Source organism: Micromonospora noduli (genome assembly GCF_003264475.1).
Lineage (GTDB): Bacteria > Actinomycetota > Actinomycetes > Mycobacteriales > Micromonosporaceae > Micromonospora > Micromonospora noduli.
Window position 1 is genome coordinate 47,067 of the sequence record NZ_PYAC01000012.1, and the last position, 24,282, is coordinate 71,348.

The 24,282-nt window shown below is 70.9% G+C and carries 25 protein-coding genes; 16 read left to right on the forward strand and 9 right to left on the reverse strand.

Features of this window, described 5'->3' with window-relative positions; translation table 11 throughout:
• Positions 1-7: 7 nt before the first annotated feature.
• Complete coding sequence (locus MED15_RS15010) at positions 8-508, forward strand: SigE family RNA polymerase sigma factor (RefSeq protein WP_112581912.1); 501 nt, start codon at positions 8-10, stop codon at positions 506-508.
• Positions 501-1,361: a hypothetical protein gene (locus MED15_RS15015; RefSeq protein WP_112725728.1), complete on the forward strand. Its 861-nt coding sequence runs from the start codon at positions 501-503 to the stop codon at positions 1,359-1,361. The genes MED15_RS15010 and MED15_RS15015 overlap by 8 nt, the downstream gene beginning before the upstream one ends.
• 101 nt (positions 1,362-1,462) lie before the next feature.
• Here MED15_RS15015 and MED15_RS15020 read toward each other — a convergent pair whose 3' ends face one another.
• Positions 1,463-3,046 (reverse strand): acyl-CoA carboxylase subunit beta, encoded by a 1,584-nt coding sequence (locus MED15_RS15020; RefSeq protein WP_112581914.1) that lies wholly within the window; start codon positions 3,044-3,046, stop codon positions 1,463-1,465.
• Between the two features lie 84 nt (positions 3,047-3,130).
• Here MED15_RS15020 and MED15_RS15025 point away from each other — a divergent pair, with 84 nt between their 5' ends.
• Both MED15_RS15025 and MED15_RS15030 read left to right on the forward strand, forming a co-directional pair.
• The gene (locus MED15_RS15025; protein WP_091394370.1) at positions 3,131-4,006 is read left to right on the forward strand and encodes a biotin--[acetyl-CoA-carboxylase] ligase; all 876 of its coding nucleotides are present in this window, start codon (positions 3,131-3,133) and stop codon (positions 4,004-4,006) included.
• A gap of 107 nt (positions 4,007-4,113) precedes the next feature.
• Positions 4,114-4,686 carry a PH domain-containing protein gene (locus tag MED15_RS15030; protein WP_091394367.1) on the forward strand — a complete coding sequence of 191 codons (573 nt, stop codon included), beginning with the start codon at positions 4,114-4,116 and terminating at the stop codon, positions 4,684-4,686.
• A 44-nt stretch (positions 4,687-4,730) separates the two neighbouring features.
• On the opposite strand, the gene MED15_RS15035 is transcribed toward MED15_RS15030, so the two are convergent.
• From MED15_RS15035 to MED15_RS15045, 3 genes are all read right to left on the reverse strand, one after another.
• Entirely contained in the window at positions 4,731-5,393 is a 663-nt protein-coding gene (locus MED15_RS15035; RefSeq protein ID WP_208646661.1) for a MaoC/PaaZ C-terminal domain-containing protein, read from the reverse strand.
• Positions 5,390-6,097, reverse strand: coding sequence for a GtrA family protein (locus MED15_RS15040; protein ID WP_091394363.1), 708 nt, complete (start codon positions 6,095-6,097; stop codon positions 5,390-5,392). Before MED15_RS15040 ends, MED15_RS15035 begins: the two co-directional genes overlap by 4 nt.
• 63 nt (positions 6,098-6,160) lie before the next feature.
• Positions 6,161-6,697 carry a GtrA family protein gene (locus MED15_RS15045; protein WP_112581975.1) on the reverse strand — a complete coding sequence of 179 codons (537 nt, stop codon included), beginning with the start codon at positions 6,695-6,697 and terminating at the stop codon, positions 6,161-6,163.
• Positions 6,698-7,136: 439 nt separating this feature from the next.
• Between MED15_RS15045 and MED15_RS15050 the strand changes: the two genes are divergently transcribed.
• The 4 genes from MED15_RS15050 (at position 7,137) to MED15_RS15065 (ending at position 12,048) form a co-directional block, all read left to right on the forward strand.
• Complete coding sequence (locus MED15_RS15050) at positions 7,137-8,981, forward strand: phosphoenolpyruvate carboxykinase (GTP) (protein ID WP_112581919.1); 1,845 nt, start codon at positions 7,137-7,139, stop codon at positions 8,979-8,981.
• Between the two features lie 37 nt (positions 8,982-9,018).
• The gene (locus tag MED15_RS15055; protein ID WP_112601926.1) at positions 9,019-9,876 is read left to right on the forward strand and encodes a hypothetical protein; all 858 of its coding nucleotides are present in this window, start codon (positions 9,019-9,021) and stop codon (positions 9,874-9,876) included.
• A 227-nt stretch (positions 9,877-10,103) separates the two neighbouring features.
• Positions 10,104-11,246, forward strand: a complete 1,143-nt coding sequence (locus MED15_RS15060; protein WP_112581922.1) for a geranylgeranyl reductase family protein — start codon at positions 10,104-10,106, stop codon at positions 11,244-11,246.
• Between the two features lie 31 nt (positions 11,247-11,277).
• Positions 11,278-12,048: an isoprenyl transferase gene (locus tag MED15_RS15065; RefSeq protein WP_091394347.1), complete on the forward strand. Its 771-nt coding sequence runs from the start codon at positions 11,278-11,280 to the stop codon at positions 12,046-12,048.
• A gap of 31 nt (positions 12,049-12,079) precedes the next feature.
• On the opposite strand, the gene otsB is transcribed toward MED15_RS15065, so the two are convergent.
• The 3 genes from otsB to MED15_RS15080 form a co-directional block, all read right to left on the reverse strand.
• A complete protein-coding gene (gene otsB, locus MED15_RS15070) occupies positions 12,080-12,904 on the reverse strand; it encodes a trehalose-phosphatase (protein ID WP_112581976.1) in 825 nt (274 codons plus the stop codon).
• Positions 12,905-12,971: 67 nt separating this feature from the next.
• Complete coding sequence (locus MED15_RS15075) at positions 12,972-13,325, reverse strand: hypothetical protein (protein ID WP_091394345.1); 354 nt, start codon at positions 13,323-13,325, stop codon at positions 12,972-12,974.
• 162 nt (positions 13,326-13,487) lie between these two features.
• A complete protein-coding gene (locus tag MED15_RS15080; protein WP_091394342.1) occupies positions 13,488-13,931 on the reverse strand; it encodes an XRE family transcriptional regulator in 444 nt (147 codons plus the stop codon).
• A 264-nt stretch (positions 13,932-14,195) separates the two neighbouring features.
• Here MED15_RS15080 and MED15_RS15085 point away from each other — a divergent pair, with 264 nt between their 5' ends.
• The 7 genes from MED15_RS15085 (at position 14,196) to MED15_RS33470 (ending at position 21,274) form a co-directional block, all read left to right on the forward strand.
• The gene (locus tag MED15_RS15085) at positions 14,196-14,540 is read left to right on the forward strand and encodes a hypothetical protein (protein WP_030328857.1); all 345 of its coding nucleotides are present in this window, start codon (positions 14,196-14,198) and stop codon (positions 14,538-14,540) included.
• Positions 14,541-14,571: 31 nt separating this feature from the next.
• Positions 14,572-14,907, forward strand: a complete 336-nt coding sequence (locus MED15_RS15090) for a hypothetical protein (RefSeq protein WP_091394339.1) — start codon at positions 14,572-14,574, stop codon at positions 14,905-14,907.
• A gap of 413 nt (positions 14,908-15,320) precedes the next feature.
• A complete protein-coding gene (gene phoH2, locus MED15_RS15095; protein ID WP_112581923.1) occupies positions 15,321-16,736 on the forward strand; it encodes an RNA 5'-3' helicase PhoH2 in 1,416 nt (471 codons plus the stop codon).
• A gap of 277 nt (positions 16,737-17,013) precedes the next feature.
• Complete coding sequence (locus MED15_RS15100) at positions 17,014-17,691, forward strand: aggregation-promoting factor C-terminal-like domain-containing protein (RefSeq protein ID WP_112581925.1); 678 nt, start codon at positions 17,014-17,016, stop codon at positions 17,689-17,691.
• Positions 17,692-17,797: 106 nt separating this feature from the next.
• Positions 17,798-18,451 carry a rhomboid family intramembrane serine protease gene (locus tag MED15_RS15105; RefSeq protein WP_112581927.1) on the forward strand — a complete coding sequence of 218 codons (654 nt, stop codon included), beginning with the start codon at positions 17,798-17,800 and terminating at the stop codon, positions 18,449-18,451.
• Positions 18,452-18,557: 106 nt separating this feature from the next.
• Positions 18,558-19,526, forward strand: coding sequence for an NAD(P)/FAD-dependent oxidoreductase (locus MED15_RS15110; protein WP_112581928.1), 969 nt, complete (start codon positions 18,558-18,560; stop codon positions 19,524-19,526).
• Positions 19,527-19,591: 65 nt separating this feature from the next.
• Complete coding sequence (locus MED15_RS33470; RefSeq protein ID WP_167457653.1) at positions 19,592-21,274, forward strand: hypothetical protein; 1,683 nt, start codon at positions 19,592-19,594, stop codon at positions 21,272-21,274.
• A 21-nt stretch (positions 21,275-21,295) separates the two neighbouring features.
• Here the strand turns inward: MED15_RS33470 and MED15_RS15120 are convergent, their stop codons facing one another.
• Both MED15_RS15120 and glpX read right to left on the reverse strand, forming a co-directional pair.
• Positions 21,296-22,267 carry a DMT family transporter gene (locus MED15_RS15120; protein WP_112581930.1) on the reverse strand — a complete coding sequence of 324 codons (972 nt, stop codon included), beginning with the start codon at positions 22,265-22,267 and terminating at the stop codon, positions 21,296-21,298.
• Positions 22,264-23,295 (reverse strand): class II fructose-bisphosphatase, encoded by a 1,032-nt coding sequence (gene glpX / locus MED15_RS15125; protein WP_091394313.1) that lies wholly within the window; start codon positions 23,293-23,295, stop codon positions 22,264-22,266. Before glpX ends, MED15_RS15120 begins: the two co-directional genes overlap by 4 nt.
• A gap of 159 nt (positions 23,296-23,454) precedes the next feature.
• On the opposite strand from glpX, the gene MED15_RS15130 reads away from it, so the two are divergent.
• Positions 23,455-24,102, forward strand: coding sequence for a DUF4245 domain-containing protein (locus tag MED15_RS15130; protein ID WP_112601925.1), 648 nt, complete (start codon positions 23,455-23,457; stop codon positions 24,100-24,102).
• Positions 24,103-24,282: the final 180 nt, after the last annotated feature.

The following is a 24,282-nucleotide window of genomic DNA, read 5'->3' on the forward strand; positions in this document are numbered from 1 at the left end:
GTAGCGGGTGCCGGACGTCGACGGGTTCGACGAGTTCTACCGGGGGAGTCGGCAACGACTCCTCGGGTTCGTCTACGCCCTCACCGGCGATCGGGGTGAGGCGCAGGACGCCGTGCAGGAGGCGTACGTCCGGGCGTGGCAGCGCTGGTCGACGGTCAGCGCGTACGACGACCCGGAGGCGTGGGTGCGGGTGGTGGCCAGCCGGATCGCCGTCAGCCGGTGGCGCAGCCTGCGTAGCCGCGCCCGCGCCTACCTGCGACACGGGGCCACCGAGACCGTTCCCGGCCCGGGCACCGACACTGTCGCTGTGGTCGCCGCCCTGCGTCGGCTGCCCGAGGAGCAACGCGTCGCCATCGCCCTGTACTACCTGGTAGGCATGCCGGTCGCCGAGGTCGCGCGGGAGACCGCGGCCCCGGTGGGCACCGTCAAGGCCCGTCTCTCCCGGGGGCGTACCGCGCTCGCCGGCCTGCTCGCCGTCTCTGATCTGGAGGAGGCAACCGATGCGTGACGACCCGACGTTCGTCGAACAGATCCAGCGGGACCTGCGGGACGTGCGGTGGCTCGGCCCGGAGGAGATCCGCTCCCGGGGCCGCCGCCGCAGCCAGCGCAAGATCGTGGTGGCCACTGTCGTGCTGGCCCTCGCCGGGGTCTCCGCCGTGGCGGTCGCCGCCCCGAGGAAGTCTCCGTCGCCGGCCCTGCCGGCCGCCGCGCCCTCCGCCTCGCCGACCCGGCACGAGATCACCACCGACGCCCTGTTGCAGCCAGCCGACCTGCCGCAGCAGGTCGATGTGCAGCTCAGCCAATCGGGGCTGGGCGAGCCGGTCCGGCTGGCGGACATGCTGAGCTACTGCCGGACGAGCCAGGGACGGTCGGAGGGCTGGCAGACGTCGATCCTGTCCCGTTCACAGACGTTTGTGCCCAAGCGCGCTGCGCCGATCCTCACCCAGTCGGATGGTCTGGTCACGCAGGATCTCTTCCGGCTGGTGCCCGAGACGGCCAGACAACTCTTCGCCAGTTTGGACGACCTGGTCGCTCCGTGTGCCACGTGGCTGAGCGTGGGGCCGGTCATGACGGCGGGAGGGACCCGCACGGGTGAAGCGCTGCACCGGTGGTCAGTGGTGCGGCGGGGCTTCGCCGGGGACGACGCCGCCATCCTGCGGGACTCGCTCACCGTCACCCGGGACCTGGAGACCGGGCAGCCGCTCGGCGACCAACCGTCGCCGATCCTGGTGGCGGTTGTCCGGGTCGGCGACACCGTCTCGGTACTCCGCCTCGGCTACGACGGCACCGAGGCCGAACTCGTCCAGCTCGCAGTGGCGGCGGCAGCCCGGATGTGTGCGGCCGCCAACCCACCCTGCTGACGCGGCCGGGGCGATGATCCGCACAACATCAGGGTTGTTGCTGCCTCCTGTTGCCCGGAGGCAGCACTTTCCCCGAAGTTGCGCGGATCAAGGGACCGAGATCAGAGCGGGATGTTGCCGTGCTTCTTCGGGGGAAGGGTCTCGCGCTTGGTGCGCAGGACGCGCAGCGCCCGGACGATCTGGGTGCGCGTCTCGTGCGGCGGGATCACCGAGTCGATGTAACCGCGCTCGGCGGCCACGTACGGGTTGGCCAGGGTGTCCTCGTACTCGGCGATCTTCTCGGCCCGGACCGCCGCCGGGTCCTCGGCCCCGGCCAGCTCAGAGCGGTAGAGGATGTTCACCGCGCCCTGCGCGCCCATCACCGCGATCTGCGCGGTCGGCCAGGCGAAGTTCAGGTCCGCACCGAGGTGCTTGGAGCCCATCACGTCGTACGCCCCGCCGTACGCCTTGCGGGTGATCACGGTGACCTTGGGGACGGTCGCCTCGGCGTACGCGTAGATGAGCTTCGCGCCCCGGCGGATGATGCCGTCCCACTCCTGACCGGTGCCGGGCAGGAAGCCGGGCACGTCCACGAAGGTCAGCACCGGGATGTTGAACGCGTCGCAGGTGCGAACGAAGCGGGCTGCCTTCTCCGAGGCGGCGATGTCCAGGGTGCCGGCGAAGTGCATGGGCTGGTTGGCCACCACACCGACCGGTCGTCCCTCGACCCGGCCGTAGCCGACCACGATGTTCTGCGCGTAGAGCGGCTGGACCTCCAGGAACTCCCCGTCGTCGAGGACGTGTTCGAGGACGGTGTGCATGTCGTACGGCTGGTTGGCCGAGTCTGGGATGAGGGTGTCCAACTCCCGGTCCTCGTCGCTGATCGCCAGTTCGGCGGGGGCCTCGACGACGACCGGCTCGTCGAGGTTGTTCGACGGCAGGTACGACAGCAGCGCCTTGACGTAGTCGACAGCGTCCTCCTCGTCGCTGGCGAGGTAGTGCGCGTTGCCGCTGCGGGTGTTGTGCGTACGCGCGCCGCCCAGCTCCTCCATGCCGACGTCCTCGCCGGTCACCGTCTTGATCACGTCGGGGCCGGTGATGAACATGTGCGAGGTCTGGTCGACCATCACGGTGAAGTCGGTGACCGCCGGGGAGTAGACCGCGCCACCGGCACAGGGCCCCATCACCAGCGAGATCTGCGGGATGACGCCGGACGCCCGTACGTTGCGGAAGAAGATCTCGCCGTAGAGGCCGAGCGAGACGACGCCCTCCTGGATGCGCGCCCCGCCGGAGTCGTTGATGCCGACCACCGGGCAGCCGATCTTCATGGCCAGGTCCATCACCTTGACGATCTTCTCGCCGAAGACCTCGCCGAGCGAGCCACCGAAGACCGTGAAGTCCTGCGCGAAGACGCACACCTGCCGGCCGTCGACCGTGCCGTAGCCGGTCACCACGCCGTCGCCGTACGGGCGGTTCTTCTCCAGCCCGAAGGCGGTCGACCGGTGCCGGGCCAGCTCGTCGAGTTCGACGAAGGAGCCCTCGTCGAGCAGCATCTCGATCCGCTCGCGGGCGGTCTTCTTGCCGCGCGCGTGCTGCTTCTCCACGGCGCGGGCCGACCCGGCGTGCACCGCCTCGTCGACCCGGCGCTCCAGGTCCGCCAGCTTGCCCGCGGTGCTGTGCATGTTGGTCCCGGTCTCGGTAGTCACCCAGGGAATATAACGATGGTTCAGGTGGGTGCCGCTGTGCAGTACGCCTCAGTGTCGATCGGAGCACCGCCGTAGGCTGGCGGAATGTCGGGCTCCCCGTACACCGATCTGGACCGGCCGCCGCTGTCGGCGGCCCGGCTGCGCCGCGCGTTGACCGCGCCGAACGGGCCGTGGGCCCGGTTGGAGCTGCGTGCCGAGACCGGCTCCACGAACGCCGACGTGGCCGAGGCCGCCCGGGCCGACGAGCCCGAGGGCCTGGTCGTGGTCGCCGAGCGGCAGACCGAAGGGCGCGGCCGGCGCGGTCGGGTCTGGCAGTCGCCGGCGCGGGCCGGCATCGCGACGAGCGTCCTGCTGCGGCCCGGAGAGGCCGTGCCGGACCGCGGCTGGCTGCCGGCGACACCCACGGGGTACGGGTGGCTGCCGTTGCTGGCCGGCGTGGCGCTGGTCGAGGCGGTGGCCCGGCTGGCCGAGCTGGAAGCCACCCTCAAGTGGCCGAACGACCTGCTGATCGACGACGCGAAGTGCGCTGGCGTGCTTGCCGAGGCGGTGCCCGGACGGGCGCCGGACCAACCGCCGGCGATCGTGCTGGGCATCGGGCTCAACGTGACGCTGCGCGCCGACGAGCTGCCGGTGAATCCGACCGGGCTGCCGGCCACCTCGCTCCAGCTGGCCGGCGCGGTGGCCACCGATCGGGACCCGCTGCTGCGGGCGCTGCTGCGGGCGGTCGCCGACTGGTACGACCGTTGGCGTTCGGCGGGCGGCGACGCTGTGGCCAGCGGCCTGCGCGACGCCTACCTGGCGGCCTGCGCGACGATCGGCCGCGAGGTACGCGTTCTGCTTCCCAACGGCGACTCCCTGACCGGCACCGCCACCGGAGTGGACCCGGACGGCCAACTGATGGTCACCACGTCGACCGGAGCCCGAACCCTGGCCGCCGGCGACGTCCTGCACCTCCGCTGAGGACGGGCAAGATCACGAAGAGCCGAGTGGGCCCGCGCGGCGGATGTTGTGGTGGGGCCTGGGGGGTTTACCGTCTGCGCGTCCAGAAAATCGCGTTGGAGGTTCCCGTGGCGTTTCCTGAAGACGTGCTCACCGAGGACGAGCACGTCGTGCTGCACCTGCATCCGCACTGGAAGGCGTTGATCCGGCCGATCGCGGTGCTGGTGCTGGCCATCGCCGCGGTGGTGGTCGGCGTGCTCCTGTTGCCCGAGAGTGGCGGCGGTTCGATCGCGCTGGCCGTGATCGGGGCGATCGCCCTGGTCGCGGTGCTCTGGCTCGGCCTGTGGCCGTTCCTGGTCTGGCGCACCACCCACTACCTGTTCACGAACGAGCGGGTCCTGCTTCAGCAGGGTGTGTTCTCCCGGGACCGGCGGGACCTTCCGCTCGCCCGGGTCAACGATCACTCGATGAACCAGCGTTTCGTCGAGCGTCTGCTCGGCTGCGGGACGCTCACCATCGAGTCGGCAGGTGAGCGCGGCCAGTCGGTGCTCCACGACGTGCCGGACGTCGGAAAGGTGCAGACCACCCTGTACGAGCTGGTCGAGGCACAGCACGACAAGCACTCGCTGGGCGATGGCGAGATGCGCGACATGCTCGCCGACATGCAGGACGGCAAGCCGCTGCGCGACACCACGACCTGAACCGGACGGTTGGGACCCGCCCCTGCCGCACCGTCGGGGGCGGGTCAGTCGGGTCGTTGAGCCTCGGGTGAGGCGCTGCTCTCCGTCGGATCGCCGTCGGACGATCCGCCGGTGGACGGGTCCGTTGCGGTCGGGCCGCTGTCGGGCTGGTCAACTCCGGGCTGGTCAGCGTCGGTCGGGACGGCTTCGGCTTCGGCCGGGTCGGCCTCGACCGGTCGCACGGCGAACCAGCCACGGAAGCGGGTCCGCAGCACCTCCTGCTCGGGCCGGTCGTCCGGGCCGAGGCGCAGCATGGTGCCGGTGAGGCTGACGGTGCCGAGCCCGGGGCGGGCGGTCGACGGCCGGGCGCCCATCACGTCGACCCGGACCGCCAGCCGGTCGCCGGCCCGCACGGGGGCGAGCCAACGCAGCTCCTCCAGGCCGGGGGACGCGTCCGCGGCGGCCCGGGACAGCAGGTGGTCGACGTACGCGCGCATGAACAGGCTGACCGTGTAGAAGCCGCTGGCGATCAGACCACCGTGTCGGCTCTCCGCGGCCAGGTCGCTGTCGACGTGGTACCACTGCGGGTCGAAGCGGCGGGCGAAGGCGACCATCTCGTCGGCGTCCACGGTGACCACGCCGAGGTCGACGGTGAGCCCCGGGACGAGATCCTCGAAGAACAGCTCGGCCGGTCGCCCCGTGCCCGAGCGGGCGTTGGGGGCTGTCACCGGCGGGGCGCGCGGCGGGTGCTGACGTGCAGCTCCGCGGCGAGTTCCGCGTCCAGGTCGACGGCGGGGCTGACGCTCAGCCGCGGGGGCCGGCCCTGAGCCGGTGCACCGGCTGGGGAGTCGAGGCGTTGCGCCGACTCCGCCTCCTCCAGCTCGGACACCGATTCCGCCAACTCGGCGACCGGGTCCATCTCCGCCATGGTGTCCCACTCGTCGCGCGGAATGTCGTGCCAGGTGGAGTCGGGCTTCGCGGCCTCGTCCTCGGCCGGTGCGACGGGCTGGAAGACGAAGGTGCGGTATGACCAGAACCGGAACAGCGTGGCCAGCATGACGCCGACGGTCTTGGCCAGATTCAGCGCCAGTAGGCCGTGTACGCCGAGGCCGTACTTGGCCGCCGCCACGGCCCCCAGCTCAATGAGCAGGCCGGCACCGTTAAAAAGGAAGAAAAGGAGATATTCCCGGCGAAGCGCCGATTTCGGGCGATCGCGGTACGTCCAGTGCCGATTCATGAGGTACGACGTGATGGTGGCGACGATCGTCGCGATCACGGTCGCCTTCAACTGACCGTTGACGAAAACAGTCAGTGCAAGGGCATTGAACACCGCGTAATTGATGACGGTGTTGATGCCGCCGACGATGCCGAACTTGAGCGCCTCGTGGATGAACTTCTGCCAGCGCTCAGGCAGCAGGCGGACAAGACGCATGCGAAACACCTTAGGGCAGTCGGTGCGGCCGGCGATCACCGGCCGAACGAGGTGGGCGGCAGGTCACGCCCCGTGGTCAGGGTCGGGATTCACCTGCGGAAGGGTCGGGGTTCCCGCTTCGACGAAGACGAACCGCCGGTACGACCAGAATCGAAACAGCGTGGCGAATCCCGTGCCGACGATGTAGCTGGCGAGATTGTCCGCCAGGCGCGTCTGGAACACCGCCGGCCAGATGGCTCCGAGCCCGTAGCGGCTGAGCGCGAGGCAGGCCACCGTGATGCCGAGACCGACCGCGTTGAAGAAGAAGAAGAGCGCGTACTCGCGCGCCGCGTTGTTGCGCTGACGGTGCCGCCACGTCCAGAACCGGTTGCCCACGAAGGCGACGGACGCCGCGATCACGGTGGAGATCGTCTTCGCCGTCAGCTCTTCGACGCCGTGCTTGCTCGTCAGGTAGTTGAAGAGCGCGAAGTCGACGAGGAAGGCGAAACCACCCACGGTGGCGAACTTGCTCATCTCGCGGATGAGGTGACCGAAGCGGTCGAGGAGTATGCCGACGAGACCCCGTCGGGTCTGCCGGGGACCCGGTTGTTCCCCGGTCATCGTGGCGGCCACGGAGGGAGCCTACCGGCTGCCGGCCAGTCAGAGGGGTAGCAACGGCAAGCGGGCGTGCCCTCCCGGAGGGGCCCAGCGCCGCGTACGTAACCACCGCACAGAGCGTAGCCAATTGGGAGGACTGAGCCGCCGCGGAACGGGAATCACCGCACCGGTCGGCGGGGCAGGTCCACGGCCCGACCGCAACAAGCGTCCGCCGGGGTGCTCAACAAGATTTGCGTGAAACTGCGCGGGAAAGCGGGTATCAGCTCGTGATGCCGCAGCGAGGCCGTAGCTTGTGCAGTTCTTCACAACCTGTCCCACTGACTCGGAAGGCTGCCCGGTTTACGCTGAGGCCAATCCCAGGTTTCCACGAAGGCGACGCATCGCGCCGCCGAGTCTCGTGCATCCCATAGATCGGTCAGCGTCGACCACAAGGAGATGTGTCATGGTTGCTCCGGCTGTTGTGCGGGGTATTGATCAGGCCCCGACGTCCCATCCGAAACTGCTCGCCTGGGTCCGTGAGGTCGCGGAACTGACCACCCCCGACCGTGTCGTCTGGGTGGACGGGTCCGACGAGGAGTGGCGCCGCCTCACCGATGAACTGGTCGAGGCCGGCACCCTGATCCGGCTCAACCCGGAGAAGAAGCCGAACTCGTTCTACGCACGCACCGACCCGACGGACGTCGCCCGGGTCGAGGAGCGCACCTACATCTGTTCCGTCGACGAGGCGGACGCCGGCCCCACCAACAACTGGATGGCGCCGGCCGAGATGAAGCGGACGATGACGGATTTGTACCGGGGCTCCATGCGCGGTCGCACCATGTACGTCATCCCGTTCGTCATGGGGCCGGTCGAGGCCGAGTCGCCGATGTTCGGTGTCGAGATCACCGACAGCCCGTACGTGGTCGCCTCGATGCGCATCATGACGCGGATGGGCGCCCGGGTCCTCGAGGCCATGGGTGACGACGCGGACTTCGTGCACGCGCTGCACTCGATCGGCGCCCCGCTCGCCCCCGGCCAGCAGGATGTCGCCTGGCCGTGCAACGACACCAAGTACATCTCGCACTTCCCGGAGAGCCGGGAGATCTGGTCGTACGGCTCGGGTTACGGCGGCAACTCGCTGCTGGGCAAGAAGTGCTACTCGCTGCGGATCGCCAGCGTGATGGGCCGGGACGAGGGCTGGCTCGCCGAGCACATGCTGATCCTCAAGATCACCTCGCCGGAGGGCAAGACCTACCACATCGCCGGCGCGTTCCCGTCTGCCTGCGGCAAGACCAACCTCGCCATGGTGGAGCCGACGATTCCCGGCTGGAAGGTCGAGACCATCGGCGACGACATCGCCTGGATGCGGTTCGGCCCGGACGGCCGCCTCTACGCCGTCAACCCCGAGTACGGCCTGTTCGGCGTCGCGCCCGGCACCGACTGGAAGACCAACGCCAACGCCATGCGCACGCTGGACCGGGGCAACTCCGTCTTCACCAACGTCGGCCTCACCGACGACGGCGACGTCTGGTGGGAAGGCATGGGCGAGCCGCCGGCACACCTGATCGACTGGAAGGGCAACGACTGGACGCCGGAGAGCGACAGCCTGTCCTCCCACGCCAACAGCCGGTTCTGCACCCCGATCACCCAGTGCCCGATCCTCGCCGACGAGTACTTCGACCCCAACGGGGTGCCGATCGACGCGATCCTCTTCGGCGGACGCCGCAAGGACACCATCCCGCTGGTGACCGAGGCCCGCGACTGGGTGCACGGCGTCTACATGGGCGCCACGCTCTCCTCGGAGACCACCGCCGCCGCGTCCGGCGCCGTCGGCGTGGTCCGGCGGGACCCGATGGCGATGCTGCCGTTCATCGGCTACCACGCCGGGGACTACTTCCGGCACTGGATCGAGATGGGCAAGGGCGCCGACGGCGACGAGGCGAAGCTGCCCAAGATCTACTACGTCAACTGGTTCCGCAAGGACCCGGACGGCTCGTTCCTCTGGCCGGGCTTCGGAGAGAACTCCCGGGTGCTCAAGTGGGTCGTCGAGCGGATCGAGGGCACTGCCGGCGCGGTCGAGACGCCGGTCGGCATGGTCCCCGCTCCGGACGCCCTGGACGTCGAGGGCCTGGACATGACCCCGGAGGATGTTCGGATCGCGCTGAAGGTCGACCCGGACGAGTGGCGCAACGAGCTGCCGATGATCACCGAGTGGTTCGAGAAGTTCGGTGACAAGCTGCCCGGCGTGCTCTGGGCCGAGTTGGACGCGCTGCGCGCCCGCCTGGACGCCGCGCAGCCGCAGCGGTAGGTGTGAACGAGACCCTTCGCGGGCAACATCGGATTTCATGAGGACGGCCGCCGAGACCCAGGTCCGGCGGCCGTCCGCCGTCCGGGTGCTCACCACAGTGCTGGCGACGACGGCTGCGGCCACCGTCGTGGTCGAGCTGCTCAACTGGTGGTACGCCCCGGAGCAGGGATTCGGGCTTGCCGTACGGACCGGCTGGGCCATGCTGCGCTCGTTCGGCTTTCTGCTGCTGATCGGGCACGTGCGACGGGGTCGTACGGTGGCCCGCCCGTTCGGGCTGATCCTCGCCGTCACCACGATCTTCGCGGTCGGCCGGCTCATCGTGCCCCGACAGGGGGTGCCGCCACTGCCCGGCCTGATCGGCTTCGCCATTCTCACGGCGCTCTGTGTCGCTGTGGTCTGGTTGCTCTACCGCTCGTCGGCGTTGGCCGGGCACCTGGTCCGGCACCGTCCACGCCTCGTCATCGACCGGGACGGCATCTCCTGGCGGGAGACCCCTCCACGCCGACCACAGGCCAGTGCCTGGTTGTTGACCAGCCGGGTGGCGGCCTTCACCTACAGCCCGCTGATGCTGGTGCCGGCCCTGGTGGCCGGAGGTTCCATCCTGGACGGTCGGCTGACCGCGGTGCCGGCCGTGCTGTTCTGGTTCGGTGCGGGCATCACTGCCAGCTACGCGGTGCTGTTCTGCACCGCGTTCCTGATGCGGGGCAAGGACTGGGCGCGTGGCCTGCTGGTCGTCGTCACTGTGGCCGTACTCGCCGTGGACCTGCCGCTGTGCTGGTGGCTGCTGGGCGTGGACGGCCTGATCCGCGACGGCGCACCCCTGCTCGCCGCCGCCGGGCTGGCCCTCTACGGCCTACGCCGCGCCGCCCGCACCCCCGACGCCGCCCCAGCCTGACCGCGCCCCCGCGTCCCGCGCGCTCCGCGCTCCGCGCCCTAGAGGATCGGTCGTTCCAGGGTCGCTCTGACGAAGACCGGGAAGCGGTGCCGTGCGGGAGCGGCCCGGGCGGGCCGGTAGGGGGCAGGATGGCGGGGTGGCGTCGGTCACAACGGTCGGCGTGGACGGCGCAGGTGGATTGTCGGGGCGGTGCGGGAGCAGTCGCGTCGGCCGGAGGGAGGCGCGCGGTGGGCGACGAGTTCGACGTGGTGGTGGTGGGGGCAGGGCCGGCCGGGGCGGCAGCCGCGCTGACGGCGCGTCGGGCCGGGGCCAGCGTGCTGCTGCTGGACCGGGCCGATTTTCCTCGGGACAAGGCGTGTGGTGACGGGATCGCCGCGCACTCGGTGGACGTGCTCGCCGAGCTGGGGGTGACCGAGGCGGTGGCGGGCTATGCGCCGCTGCCGGCGTTACGCATGATCTCGCCCGGTGGCGGTGCGGTGGCTCGGGCGCTGCCCCGACCCGCGTACACAGTGCCTCGGGAGGTTTTCGACGCGCGGCTGGTGGCGGCCGCGGTGGCCGCCGGCGCGCAGCTTCGCCGGCACACCGTGCGTCAGGTCGAGCCGCGCGCCGACCGGGTGGTGCTCGACGGGCAGGTGTCCGGTCGGGTGGTGATCGGCGCGGACGGCGCCGGTTCGGTGGTACGTCGGGCGCTCGGCCATCCGCAGAACCCCGACCGGCACCTCGCGCTGGCCATCCGGGGGTACGCCCCGGCTCTGCCCGGCCCATCCGAGCAGCTCATCGTCACCTCGAAGGCGCGTTGGCCGGCGTACGCCTGGTCGTTTCCGATCGGTGACGGACGGGCGAACGTCGGCTACGGGGAGGTCCTGCGCGGTGAGCCGCTGAGCCGCGCGTACCTGCTGGACCGGCTGGCCGCCCTGCTGCCCGGCACCGATCTGGCGACCGTGACCGCGTTGCGCGCCCATCACCTGCCGCTCTCCACTCACCGGCCCTCGCCGGGGCGGGGGCGCACCCTGCTGGCGGGGGATGCCCTGTCACTGATCAATCCGTTCACCGGGGAGGGGATCTTCTACGCGTTGCTCTCCGGCGCGCTCGCCGGATCGGCGGCGGCCCGGTCGCCCGAGGGCGCGGCTGGCCGCTACGCCGACGGGTTGCGTCGCCGCCTCGGCACCCACCTGCGGCACAGTTCGGTCGCGGCCTGGTTGGCACGGCGACGCCGGGTGGTGGACGCGGCGGTCCGGGCCGCCCGTCGGGACGACCGGGTGTTCTACGACGTGGTCGAGTTGGGGCTGGGTGACGGACGCCTCACCGCTCGTACGCTCGCACTGATCGGCGCCGGTCTGGGCGGCGGGGTTGGGGCTCCGAGGCAGTGAACTGGCTGAAGGGTCGCTACGCTGCTAGGTGATGACGCTGCGGAACCTTATCTACTCCGTGTACGAGCGCCGGCTCACGGCGAAGCTCGCGGGTAAGCCGGTGCCCCGGCACGTCGGGGTGATGTGCGACGGCAACCGCCGATGGGCGAGGGAGATGGGCTTCGTCGACCCGAACGACGGGCACCGGGTCGGCGCGGCGAAGATCAAGCATGTCCTCGGCTGGTGTGACCAGGCTGGCGTCGGGCACGTGACCCTCTACCTGCTGGCCACCGACAACCTGCGCCGACCGGCCGCCGAGCTGGACCCGCTCCTCAAGATCATTGAGGATCTGGTGGTGGAGCTCTCCGAGGAGGGCAACCCCTGGCGACTGCGCATCGTCGGGGCGCTCGACCTGCTGCCGGCGCAGACCGCGGCGGCGCTCAAGGGCGCCGAGGAGCGCACCCGCGAGCGCACCGGCGGCGCGGAGGTCAACATCGCGGTGGGCTACGGCGGTCGCCGGGAGATCACCGACGCGGTCCGTTCGCTGCTGCTTGAGCACGCCGCCACCGGGGGCACGATCGAGGAGTTGGCCGAGGTGCTGGACGTCGAGCACATCGCCGAGCACCTCTACACCCGGGGCCAGCCCGACCCGGACCTGGTCATCCGCACCAGCGGCGAGCAGCGGCTGTCCGGTTTCATGCTCTGGCAGTCCGCGCACTCGGAGTTCTACTTCTGCGAGCTCAACTGGCCGGACTTCCGGCACATCGACTTTCTGCGGGCCCTGCGCTCGTACGCCACCAGACAACGCCGCTACGGGGCCTGACCCGGCGGCGACGTCGTCGGCCGCCGCCCGGTCAGGGCAGGTGGGTCAGCGCCCGGGTGAGGAAGTCGCCCAGGGCGGCCGGCGACTCGATGGTCAGGTCGGCGGCGTTGGCCACCTCGTGCCCGGTCTCCGGGTTGGCCACCGCCACGCAGACACCGAGGAAGTCCGGGTCGGCGGCGGCGCGAGCGCGTAGCGCGGCGAAGGCCTTGATGTCGGAGACATCGTCGCCGAAGTACCAGGCGCCGGTGGCACCCTTGATCGCCTCGCCGATCACCATGCCCTTGTCCCGGTCGACCGGTGGCTTGAGCTCCAGCACCATCCGCCCGGCCTGCGAGCGCAACCCCAGACGGTCGGCCTGCGCCTGCCCCCACTGCTGCACGGTCGGGCCGAGTTGCGGGGCGGTACGCCAGTGCAGCGCGACCGAGAGCCGCTTGTACTCCACGAGCGTGCCGGGCGGCAGCTCCGCCCGAGCCAGGTCGGCCAGCTCCGCCATCGTCGGCACCCAGGGCAGCGCGGCCGGTTCGGTGACTGTCTCGCCGCCGGAGTGGCTGTGCTCCAGGCCGTAGAGGCCGTAGAGGTCCACGCCGGCGAGCCCGCCGAGCTGGTCCCGAAGGAACTCGACGGGTCGGGCGGAGACGATCGCGACCCGCTGCACGACCGGGGCGAGCGCCTCGATCGCGGCCAACGCCTTGGGCGCCGGGCGTACCGCGGTCGGATCGTCGTCGACGGGCGCGAGCGTGCCGTCGAAGTCGAAGAAGAGCACGGTCCCGGCCGCCCGGCTGGCGGTTATCCGCCAGGCCTGGTCGGCGTTCAACGGGGTTCTCGGCTGCTGATTGCCCAGATTCAACGGCGGCACGCGCGTCAGCGTACCCCGGCGATCCAGGCTCATTCCTGGCCGAGCGGACCCATTGAGCGGTAGGCGATCAGCGTTCGGCGGCTCCTCGTCCGCGCCGGCCGAACGGCACCACTGCCGCCTCCTGGCCGTGGCTCAACAGGTAGCCCTCCACGAACCCGGTGTTGCGATCGCCGGTGTGGTTCTCGATCTCGTTGAGCCGTGCCACCAGGAACTCGGTGAGCGCGCTGATTCGGTTGTTCAGACGCTCGTGCAGCTCGGCGACGACGGCCAGGACGACCGCGGTGCCGGCGGTGATGAGCGCAAAGAGGTTGACGAGCAGCGGCAGCTGCCCGCCGTCGACCGCGAGGGTCACCGTGTTGCCGGTCGCCCACAGTGTCACCGACACCGTTGCGACCACGACTGCCAACCACTTCAGGGTCATGGACAGACCCCTCCTTCTGTCCCGCAGGGCTGGGTTCGGCCTTGTCCCGTCCCCCCGCCGATGACGAGCCCAAGCAGTACGAATAGGGACGCTAGCGTGCCCGTTCCAGCCCCGGAGGCAAACGAATGAACCTGACCAGGCGTTCTTTCGCTATCTGAGGAACTAGCCTGCCTGATTGCCCCTTTTTCGGACATCGACCGGCAACGTTGGGCGGTATGCGAGGTATCTGATGGTTTCCCGGATGTGGAACTTCTCCGCGTCCGACACCTGCGGATCGACCAGACGGCGCAGCAGCGCCTCCACGTCGGGGTCCATCGGAGGGGCGGCCTGGCCGGTGCGGGGGCCGGCCGCGGCGCGGTCCCAGCCGAGTGCGGCGAAGGCGGCGGCCGGGTTCAACCCCAGGCCCTCGCAGAAGGCGACCACCCGCTCGGCCTCCGGGTCGCTGGCCCAGTCGCCCCGGACCCAGCGGTTGATGGTCTGCCGGGAGACGCCGGTGCGCCGGGACACCTCGGTGCCGCTCCAGGCTCGGGTCGCCCGTGCCTCGTCCAGGGCCCGCCGGACGAAGGTGGCGAAGGCGATCTTCCGCGCATTGGCCGTCTCGGTCACTCCGTGACGGTACGGCCAGCCGGCTGCGGGTGCGCGCCCCGGCTCGCCACTGTCACGCAGACGTGACGAGGCGTTCGGATTTCCGGTAAACGAGTCAGTGCCACTGTTGAGGGGTGTCACGCGGGCAGAATAGATGAACGTAGTGGCAAACGTAAGCGGACGAAAAGCTGATACTGTCACGCCCATGGGACAATCTACGGTGTGTCACGTGCATGAGACGATTGGTGCTCACATGCGTCACGCCCCCGGTGCCAGGGGGTCGTGGTGACCGAGCTCGCCACCCGCGCCCAGGCCTTCGGGCTGATCGCCGAGGGGGTCGCCGCGGGGCTGACCGCCCCCTGGCGTCTCTACCTGGCCCGAGGCTGCCGCTACCTGTCGCTGAGCGTCGGTGATCGTGCCGAGTGGAACGCCTGGCGTACCCATCTCGGCTGCCCGGAGCTGAGCGTCCGGGTCTACGACGCCGGCGGCGAGATCCGCCGGTCCTCGGTGGCCGAGGTCGTGCTGGACGGCTGCCGGATCAGCGTCGAGCTGGTCGAGGAGGTCAGCACCGACGACCTGGACCGGCTGCTCGTCGCCGACCCCACCACGATCGAGCCGGAGGAGCGATGACCTGGCGTCCCGGCTGGGCCGGAGCTGCCCGATGAGCCCGTTTCTCGCGGTGTTCCTCGTCCTGGTGCTCGGTGCCACCAGTTACGCGGCCGGCCGGCTGCACGGGCAGCTCAGCTACCGCATCGGCTACCGCTTCGGTTACCGGCAGGGTTACTTCGACGGTGACCGGGGTGCCTGGAACCGGCGTCGTCGGGACGCCCAGGCGGCGATCGCCTCGGCCCTGTCGGTCTCGCCCGCGGGCGTGGTCCGCTCCGCCGGCGCCGTCGAACGCCCCGGCACCACGTACACCGGCTCGTCGTTCAGCGCGCCGGCCGCCCCGATCACCGGGCGGCACCCGACCGGCACGCTCGTCCGACGTACCGGTTGAGGTCGGTCGGCGGGGGCTGCCCCGCCGACCGGCACCACGAGCGCGGTGCGTCGTCCGCGGCGGACACGCACCGTCGGGGTCACGTCAGACCGGTGACGGTGGCCCCACCGGCCGGGATGCGCGCAGGGGGCATGCATCCCGGCCGGGTCCGCCGCGTTCGCCGCCGGTCTCACGGCTGGTGAGAACGTCGACGGAGCGCTGTTCATGAGCGCGTCTTGGGAGATCCACGTTCGGCCTCTAGCCGGGAAGGTCAGGCGGGGCTAGCGTCTAGGCATGGCACGGGGTTCTCCCGAGCCAGCCGGTCCGCCCGGATCTGCGACCTCGCGCATGGGGTTCCGCATCCGACCCCGTGTCCCCGGGCACCGGAGGAGGCGGAACACGGGTGGCGGGTGCCCATCCGTCGGAGCAGGCCTGTGACGACTCGCCGTACCATCGCCGGTGCCGACCAGACCCCGGCCGCGACTGCCACGCCCCGCCGAGCCACCAGGAGCCGCCGTTCGGCGGCCACCGCGCCGGCCGACCCCAAGGAGCCACGACCAGCCGGCCAGGCCTTTGTCCTGGACACGTCGGTGCTGCTCTCCGATCCGGCGGCGTTCCACCGGTTCGCGGAGCACGAGGTGGTGCTACCTCTGGTGGTCATCACCGAGCTGGAAGGCAAGCGGCACCATCCGGAGCTGGGTTGGTTCGCCCGGCAGTCGCTGCGGATGCTCGACGACCTGCGGGTTCGGCACGGCCGACTCGACCGCCCGGTGCCCGCCAACGACGTCGGCGGCACCCTGCGGGTGGAGCTCAACCACACCGACGACGGCGTCCTGCCGCCCGGTTTCCGCACCGAGAGCAATGACGCCCGGATCCTCTCCGTCGCGCTCAACCTCGCCGCCGAGGGGCGGGAGGTGACCCTGGTCAGCAAGGACATGCCGTTGCGGGTCAAGGCGGCCTCGGTGGGTCTGCGTGCCGACGAGTACCGCCACGGCCAGGCCAGCGACCCGACCTGGACCGGCATGTCGGAGATGGAGTTGAGCGAGGAGCAGATCGGCCAGCTGTACGCCGGCGAGACGCTCGATCTCGACGAGGCGGCCGGGCTGCCCTGCCACACCGGTCTGGTGCTGCACTCGGGGCGTGGCTCCGCGCTCGGTCGGGTGCTGCCGGACAAGTCGGTGCGTCTGGTCCGGGGCGACCGGGAGGCGTTCGGGCTGCACGGCCGCTCGGCCGAGCAGCGAATCGCTCTCGACCTGCTGTTGGACGAGTCGATCGGGATCGTCTCGTTGGGTGGCCGGGCCGGCACCGGCAAGTCGGCGCTGGCGCTCTGCGCCGGCCTGGAGGCGGTGATGGAGCGCCGCCGGCACAAGAAGGTGATCGTTTTCCGCCCGCTGTACGCCGTCGGTGGCCAGGAGTTGGGCTACCTGCCGGGCTCGGAGTCGGAAAAGATGTCGCCGTGGGCCCAGGCGGTCTTCGACACGCTCGGCGCGGTGGTGCACGAGAACGTGCTGGAGGAGGTCACCTCACGGGGCATCCTGGAGGTGCTGCCGCTGACCCACATCCGCGGGCGCAGCCTGCACGACGCCTACGTGATCGTGGACGAGGCCCAGTCGCTGGAGCGCGGGGTGCTGCTGACTGTGCTGTCCAGGATCGGGCAGGGCTCCCGGGTGGTGCTCACCCACGACGTGGCGCAGCGGGACAATCTGCGGGTCGGCCGGCACGACGGGGTGACGGCTGTCATCGAAGCGCTCAAGGGCCATCCGCTCTTCGCGCACGTCACCCTCAGCCGTTCGGAGCGATCGCCGATCGCCGCGATGGTCACCGACCTCCTGGAGGACATCCCGATCTGACGGGTGTTATGTGGGTTTATGTCCGCATTTTTGGTGTGGCGCAGATCACAAACGGCCTGGTTGGTTTCCCATCAGCCTCACTGTGCGCAATCGTGTCCCACGAGCGTCCATGCACCACCGGAATCGTTGGCGATCGTTCGTCCCGAGACGGACGACATCAGCGAAGGTCGGTGCGTCGGCGCGACCGGCAACCGGTCGGGGCGCTCGTGGCACGGCTGACGGCCCACCTGTGGTCTGCGCCGCGCCACGTCCTTGCTCCCGACGAAGGGACCACTTCGTGAGTCGGCTGTGGAGCCGGTTGGGCGCCCGTACGGCTGCTGTAGCGCTGCTCTCCGTGGGCGTTGCCGGTGGCTTCTACCTGGGCGAAGACCGGGAAACCCAGCAACAGGGTCTGACCGAGCAGGTCAGTCTCGAGGTCGACCGGGCCGACCTCGCGTACCAGCGCGAGCGGCAGGCCGCCCACCAGGTGCAGTTCTCCAAGCAGCGGGCCGCCGAGTACCAGGCCAAGCTGCGGGCGAAGCAGGCTGCCAAGGAAGCCGCTGAGCGGGCCCGCCGGGCCGAGGCCGCCGCGGCGTCCCGCAAGCGCGAACGTGCCGCCGCCAACGCGCCCGCCAAGCCGTACGACGGGCCGATCCCGGCGTCCTGCGCCGAGTACAGCGGCAACCGCAAGACCGGTTGCGCACTGATGATCAGCGCGGGCTTCGGCATCGCCGAGTTCCCCTGCCTGGAGAAGCTCTGGACCAAGGAGAGCGGCTGGAACCACAAGGCCAGCAACTCCTCGTCCGGTGCGTACGGCATCCCGCAGTCTCTGCCGGGCAGCAAGATGGGCTCCATCGCGTCCGACTGGCGGACCAACCCGGCCACGCAGATCAAGTGGGGGTTGGGCTACATCAAGGGCAGGTACAAGACGCCCTGCGGCGCCTGGACCTACTTCCAGAACAACAACCACTACTGACGGCTCTCGAAGGCGGGGCAGGTGGCTCTCCACTCGCCCCGCCTTCGCGCGTACCCGGACGGGACGTGAGTGGCGGTCGGCCGCTTTTGCTGATAGCAGTTGTGGAGTGACCCTGCACCCGTCAAGCGGCGACCCCTACCGGTTCGGCACCGAGGCGTTCTACGCCGCGCTCGGCCGGGCGTTCGTCGCCATGTGCGCGGTGGTCCCGTTTCTCTTTCTCATCGAGGCCGTCGACCAGGGGCTCGCGTTCGGCCTGGACGCCACCGCCGGCATCATCCCGCAGCGCATCGACGGGCTGGACGGGGTCTTCTTCTCCCCGTTCCTGCACCACGGCTTCGACCACCTCTACAGCAACAGCATCCCGCTGATCCTGCTGGGCACCTTCGTCCTCGCCGCCGGCGCCCGCCGTTTCCTCTGGTCGACCCTGGTCATCATCCTGGTCAGCGGGCTCGGCGTGTGGTTCACCGGCTCACCCAACTCGGTGGTGGTCGGCGCCAGCGGTGTCATCTTCGGCTACCTGGGCATCCTGCTGACCCGGGGCATCGTCGAGCGCAGCTGGTGGAACTTCGCTGTCTTCCTCCTGGTCGGCCTGCTCTACGGCTGGCAGCTGGTCGGCATCCTCCCCACCGATGAGCGGATCTCCTGGCAGGGGCACCTGTTCGGCCTGCTCGGCGGGGTGGTGGCGGCGGTCCTGTTCCGTCGGCGGCGACCCGCCGTGGGCGGCCCGGACTACTCGGGCTCCACGCTCAGCCTGCCCTGAGGCGATTCTCCGGCGTGCCTCTGGAAGGTGCTTGCCCGACCGTCGCCGCCCGCTTACGGTCGAGATCAGCACGCGTTGATCCGTGAGCGGAAAGCGACGGTACGCCATGCGCGAGGTCGATGTCGCCGTGATCGGGGCCGGTCCGGCCGGCCTCTTCGCCGCGTACTACGCCGGGTTCCGGGGGCTGTCGGTAGCGGTGATCGACGCGTTGCCCGAGCCAGGTGGTCAGGTCACCGCCATGTACCCGGAGAAGCTGATCCTCGACGTCGCCGGTTTCCCCGCGGTCAAGGGCCGCGACCTGGTGGCCAACCTGGTGGCCCAGGCGGCCCCGTTCGGTCCGCAGTACCTGCTCGGCACCCGGGCGGAGAAGCTCGCGTACGCCGATGGTCGCCCGGTGCTCGGCCTGGCCGGTGGCGAGCAGCTCGCGTGCGGCGCGATCGTGGTCACCGGCGGGCTCGGCAGCTTCAGCCCTCGGCCGTTGCCGTGCGCCGATGGCGCGCCCGGCTCGGGAATCGTCTACTTCGTGACCGAGCCGACCGAGCTGACCGATCGGGACGTGCTGATCGTCGGTGGCGGCGACTCCGCATTCGACTGGGCGCTGGCGCTGCAACCGCTGGCCAGGTCGGTGACCCTGGTGCACCGCCGGGAGAAGTTCCGGGCCCACGCCTCGACTGTCGCCAGGGTGCTGTCCCTGCCGGTGCGGGTGGTGGTCAACGCCGAGGTCACCAGGCTGCTCGGGGACGGCGTGGTGACCGGTGCCGAGGTGACCGTACGCGGCGGCGCTACCGAGACGTTACCGGTGGACGTCGTGGTGGCCGCCCTCGGCTTCACGGCCGACCTGGGCCCGCTCGCCGAGTGGGGGCTACGGCTGGACCGCCGGCACATCCTGGTCGACAGCGCGATGGCCACGAACCTGCCCCGGGTCTTCGCGGCGGGTGACATCACCGAATACCCGGGCAAGGTCCGGCTGATCGCCACCGGCTTCGGTGAGGCGGCGACGGCGGTCAACAACGCGGCCGTGGCCATCGACCCGAGCGCACACCTCTTCCCCGGGCACTCCTCCGACGCCGGCTGAGCGTCGGTATCGGACCCAGGCCGACCTGAGTCCGGATCGAGACGGGTCGACCGGATCCTGAGGGGATGACGGGTTCCGCGACACCGCAGGACGGCGCACCCACCACGCTTTCCTGGCTCTGCCACCCCGCCACCCTGTTCGCGCTGGTCCTGTTGCTGGTCAACGACCATGTGCTGAAGGCGGCCTTCCCCGGCCTGGTGACCGGCAAGCTGAGCGATGTCGCCGGTCTGGTGCTCGCCCCGCCGCTGGTCGCGGTGCTGCTGACCCTCCTGGTGCCACGGCTGCCATCCCGGGCCGCCGCGGTGGCCGGCCTGGTCGCGGTGGGCGCCGGGTTCACTGTCGTCAAATCCAGCGGGTACGCCGCCGAACTCGCCTCCTCCGCCTGGACCGTGCTGGCCGGGCCGTCGCTGGTCCGGGCGGACTGGACCGACCTGCTCACCCTGCCGGCGCTCGGCTTGGCCTGGTGGAGTTGGACGCGGTCACGTCGCCGCCCGGTCCGCCAACGGACCGCCCGGCTGGTCCGGCTGCTGGTGGTGCTGCCACCGGCGGTGTTGGCGGTGGCCGCGACCAGCGTGATCCACTATCCGTACGCGGTGAGCACCGCTCTGCTCGACGGTCAGCCGGCCGTCTCGATCGGCTCGGGCTACGACAACGAGAGCTGGCCGGCCGAGCCGGCCGACGGCAACTGGTCGGTCAGTGCGGACGGGGGGACCACCTGGCGATCCGCCGAGGCCGCCGAGGAACAGCGGTTGTCCCGTCCAGAGGCCGGGCAGCGGCAGGCGTGCGTGCCGGCCCAGCCACAGCGGTGCTACCGGGCGGTCCCCGGTCACCTGCGGGTGGAGCAGAGCGACGACGCCGGTGCGACGTGGCAGAGAGTCTGGGAGGTGGCGGACGTGCGCCGCGAGGCGTTCGCCCGTCGGTTCGACAGTCCGGGCGACATTCGCCGGCACTTCGCCTCCCGTGATCTCATCGTCTATCCCGCCGCCGACGGCGGCCACGAGGTGCTGGTCGCCAACGGCCGGGACGGCTTCCTGCGCCGAGGGTCGGACGGCGGGTGGCGGCGGGCCGGCTTCCTCAGCCAGCGGGATTCACCTGAGGCACGCTCGGACGATGCACTCGTGCTGGAGGGCGGCGGCGGACCCGCCGGCCGCGGCACCGACGCGTTTCTCGCCTTCGCGCTCGCGCTGACCCTCGGTGTCACGGTCACCCTGCTCGCTGCCCACCTGGCGATCCGCCGCGGCGGAGGTCCACGCTGGTGGGGAATCGCCGGCAGCGGGGTGATGCTGGCAGTGGGGATCGTGCTGGCCCTGGCCTGGGAGCGCAACGACGACTCAACGACATTCGATGCCCTGCTGGTCGTCGTTCTGCCCGCGTGCCTCCTGACGGCGGTGACCCTGGTCGTCCGAGCCTCCTATCAGGGGGCGCTGCCCCGGTGGATCAGGTGGGCCCTGACCGGGCTTCTGCTCACCGCCGTCCTGGCCGGGCTGCCGCTCATCGGTTGGCTGCACGGCACCCCGTCGCAGACCCGGTTCGCGGTGCCGCTCGCCCTGTTGGGCGCGGTGCCGGGCGTGCTGCTGGCCACCCGGATCGCGGGGCTGGTGGACCCGGCCCGTGGGTTCGAGCGCCGGTACCCGCCGCGCCCGCCCTACCCGAATGCGCCCTACCCTCCGCGCCCGCCGGCGGTGCCTGACCCGCCCTACCCGCCGCAGCTCCGGCCGCCCTCCCCGCCACAGCTCCCGCCGGGCTGACCGTTCGGCGGACGGGCTTGGTCAGCGGCGAGCGGGTGGCGCCAGCGCGGCGACCAGCACCGCCACCATGGTCAGCGCCGCCCCGAGCAGGGTGTTCACACCGGGGTGCGAGGCCGCCGTGGGGAGGATCAGGTCCAGCAGGACGGCGCCCACGATCTGCCCGGCGATGGTGGCCAGGCCGAGCAGCAGCACACCGGTGAAGCGGACGATCGCGGCGGCGATCGCGATGAACACGATGCCGATCGGGCCGCCCAGGTAGAGCCACGGCTCGGTCGGCAGGTGGCCGCCGGGCCAGCCGCGTACGGCGATGTCGATCGCGAACGCGACGAGCAGGGTGACAGTGCCGACGGCGAAGTTGACAAGCGTGGCGGTCAACGCACTGTCGGCCGCCGCCCGGACCCGGCCGTTGACGGCCTGCTGCCAGGCGATACCCACCCCGGCGAGCAGCGGTAGCAGGGCCAGCGCCAGCGCGCCCGGGTCGCCAAGACGGTCGCCGACCGCCAGGCCGACCGCCAGCACGGTGAGCACCGCGCCGGCCAGCCGCTGCCGGGTGACCGGCTGCCGGCCGGTCGGCCCGATCCCGGCCCGGTCCACCGCGAGGCTGCTGCCGGTCTGGCCGGCGACCACCGCCACGGTGAAGACCGCGACGCCCAACGTGCCGATGGTGAGGCCCTGGGTGGCCACCAGGAAGGCTCCGCACATCCCGCCGAGGCACTGCCAGGGCCGCAGCGTGCCGGTCCGCAGGGCCCGCCGCGTCGCGGCCAGCCCCCGCCGACCACCGGGGGTCGCGGGCACCAGCACCAGCAGCACCAGCAGACCGACGCCGAACGAGACGACCGCGGCGGCGAAACCGTCGTCGAGGCGTACCCCCAGCTCGCCGTTGATTCGCGACTGCACCGCCACCGCGACCCCGGAGGCCGACGCCAGCGCGACGCCGGTGATCCGGCGGGCGGCCGACAGGGTCTGCGGGGTCGCCGTGTCGGTGGCTGTCACTCCTGCTCGGCCAGCGGACGACCATCGAAGTCGACAGCGGAGTAGAGCGCCAGCTTCTCCAGCCGGTGGTACGAGTCGATCACCCGGATGGTGCCGCTCTTCGAGCGCATGACGATCGACTGGGTGTACGCGCCGCCCGCCCGGTAACGCACCCCGCGCAGGAGGTCGCCCGAGGTGACCCCGGTCGCCACGAAGAAGCAGTTGTCGCCGGTGACCAGATCGTCGGTGCCCAGCACCCGGTCCAGGTCGTGCCCGGCGGCGATCGCCTTCTCCCGCTCCTGCTCGTCGCGCGGCCACAGCTTGGCCTGCATCGCACCGCCCATGCACTTCAGCGCGCACGCGGAGATGATGCCCTCCGGGGTGCCGCCGATGCCCATCAGGACGTCCACGTCCGACTCGCCCCGGGCCGCCGCGATGGAGCCCGCGATGTCGCCGTCGGAGATGAACCGGATCCCCGCCCCGGTGCGACGGATCTGTGCGACCAGGTCGTCGTGACGGCTCCGGTCCAGCACGCAGACGGTCACCTCGGAGACGTCGGTGCCCTTGACCTTGGCGATCCGGCGCAGGTTCTCCGCCACACCGGCGTTGATGTCGATCACGTCGGCGTACGCCGGCCCGACGGCGAGCTTCTCCATGTAGAAAACGGCGCTGGGGTCGAACATCGCACCGCGCTCGGAGACGGCGAGCACCGCCACCGCGTTCGGCATGCCCTTGCTCATCAGGGTGGTGCCGTCCACCGGGTCGACGGCGACGTCCACCTCCGGGCCCGTGCCGTCGCCGACGTGTTCGCCGTTGAAGAGCATCGGGGCGTTGTCCTTCTCGCCCTCGCCGATCACCACCACACCGCGCATCTGGATCGAGTTGATCAGCTTGCGCATCGCGTCGACCGCGGCTCCGTCGCCGCCCTCCTTGTCGCCCCGGCCGACCCACCGGCCGGCGGCCATCGCCGCGGCCTCGGTGACCCGGACCAGGTCGAGGGCAAGGTTTCGGTCGAGATCCTGTGGGATCCGCGTCCTGGTGTTCGTCATGACGGCTACTCCTCCTCGCGACGGTGCGGGGACGACCGGCGGCGGGGAGGCCCCCACTGACGGCTTTGTCGCTGATCCTCACACGATGGCCGACCGGGCGTCGGCGCGGGGCGGTGATGGCCCGGATACCGCCGGTCGGGCGGCTGCGAAGATAAGGGGGTGGAACCCGCACAGCCAGCCGACCGCGTACCCGCCGACCGCACGCCGCCCGACGGTCAGCCGCCGGCCGACGTCCCCGCCGGCCGCGGTGGTGAGCCCGCCGCGACCGACCCGACCCCACCGCCGCCGGCGGTGTCCGGCAAGTCCGAGCGTTCGCCGAAGGACATGGCGATCTCGCTGCTGGTACTGCTCGTCCCGATCGCGCTGCTGCTGGCGTTCTACCGGGGATTCCTCGGCGGCGACCAGGCCGCCACCGTCGATCCGGCGCCCGCCATCGAGCAGGCACGTTCGGCGAACGTCTTTCCGGTGAGCCAGCCGCAGGGGCTCGGCGGCGACTGGAAGACGGTGAGCGCCCGCTACCAGACCGTCGAGGACGGTGCGAACCTGCGACTCGGCTACCTCACGCCGGAGGGGCGGGGCGTCCAACTGCTGCAGAGCAGCGTCCCGGCGGACCGCCTGCTCCCCGCCGAGCTGACCAGTCAGGGCCAGCCGCAGGGCCCCACCGAGCTGGCCGGGCGCACCTGGCAGCTCTACACGGCCCGGGGAAACCAGCAGGCGCTGGTCCTGCTGGAGCCGACCCGCACGGTGATCGTCGTCGGCGACGCCCGGGACAACGAACTCCGCGAACTGGCCGGCTCGCTGCGCTGACCGACCCGGTGGTTCGGCCCCGCTGGCGCCGAATCTGGGCAACAGGCCCGAAGGGTGATTGTCCGACCCGTCGACAGGGAACAAGGAGGGTGTGATCCGGGCGCGCTGTTCGGCCCGGGTCGCGCGACGCAGCCGACGGTGCTGCTGCGTCGCCCGGTTTCCGGCGCCGTCCAGGTCGTC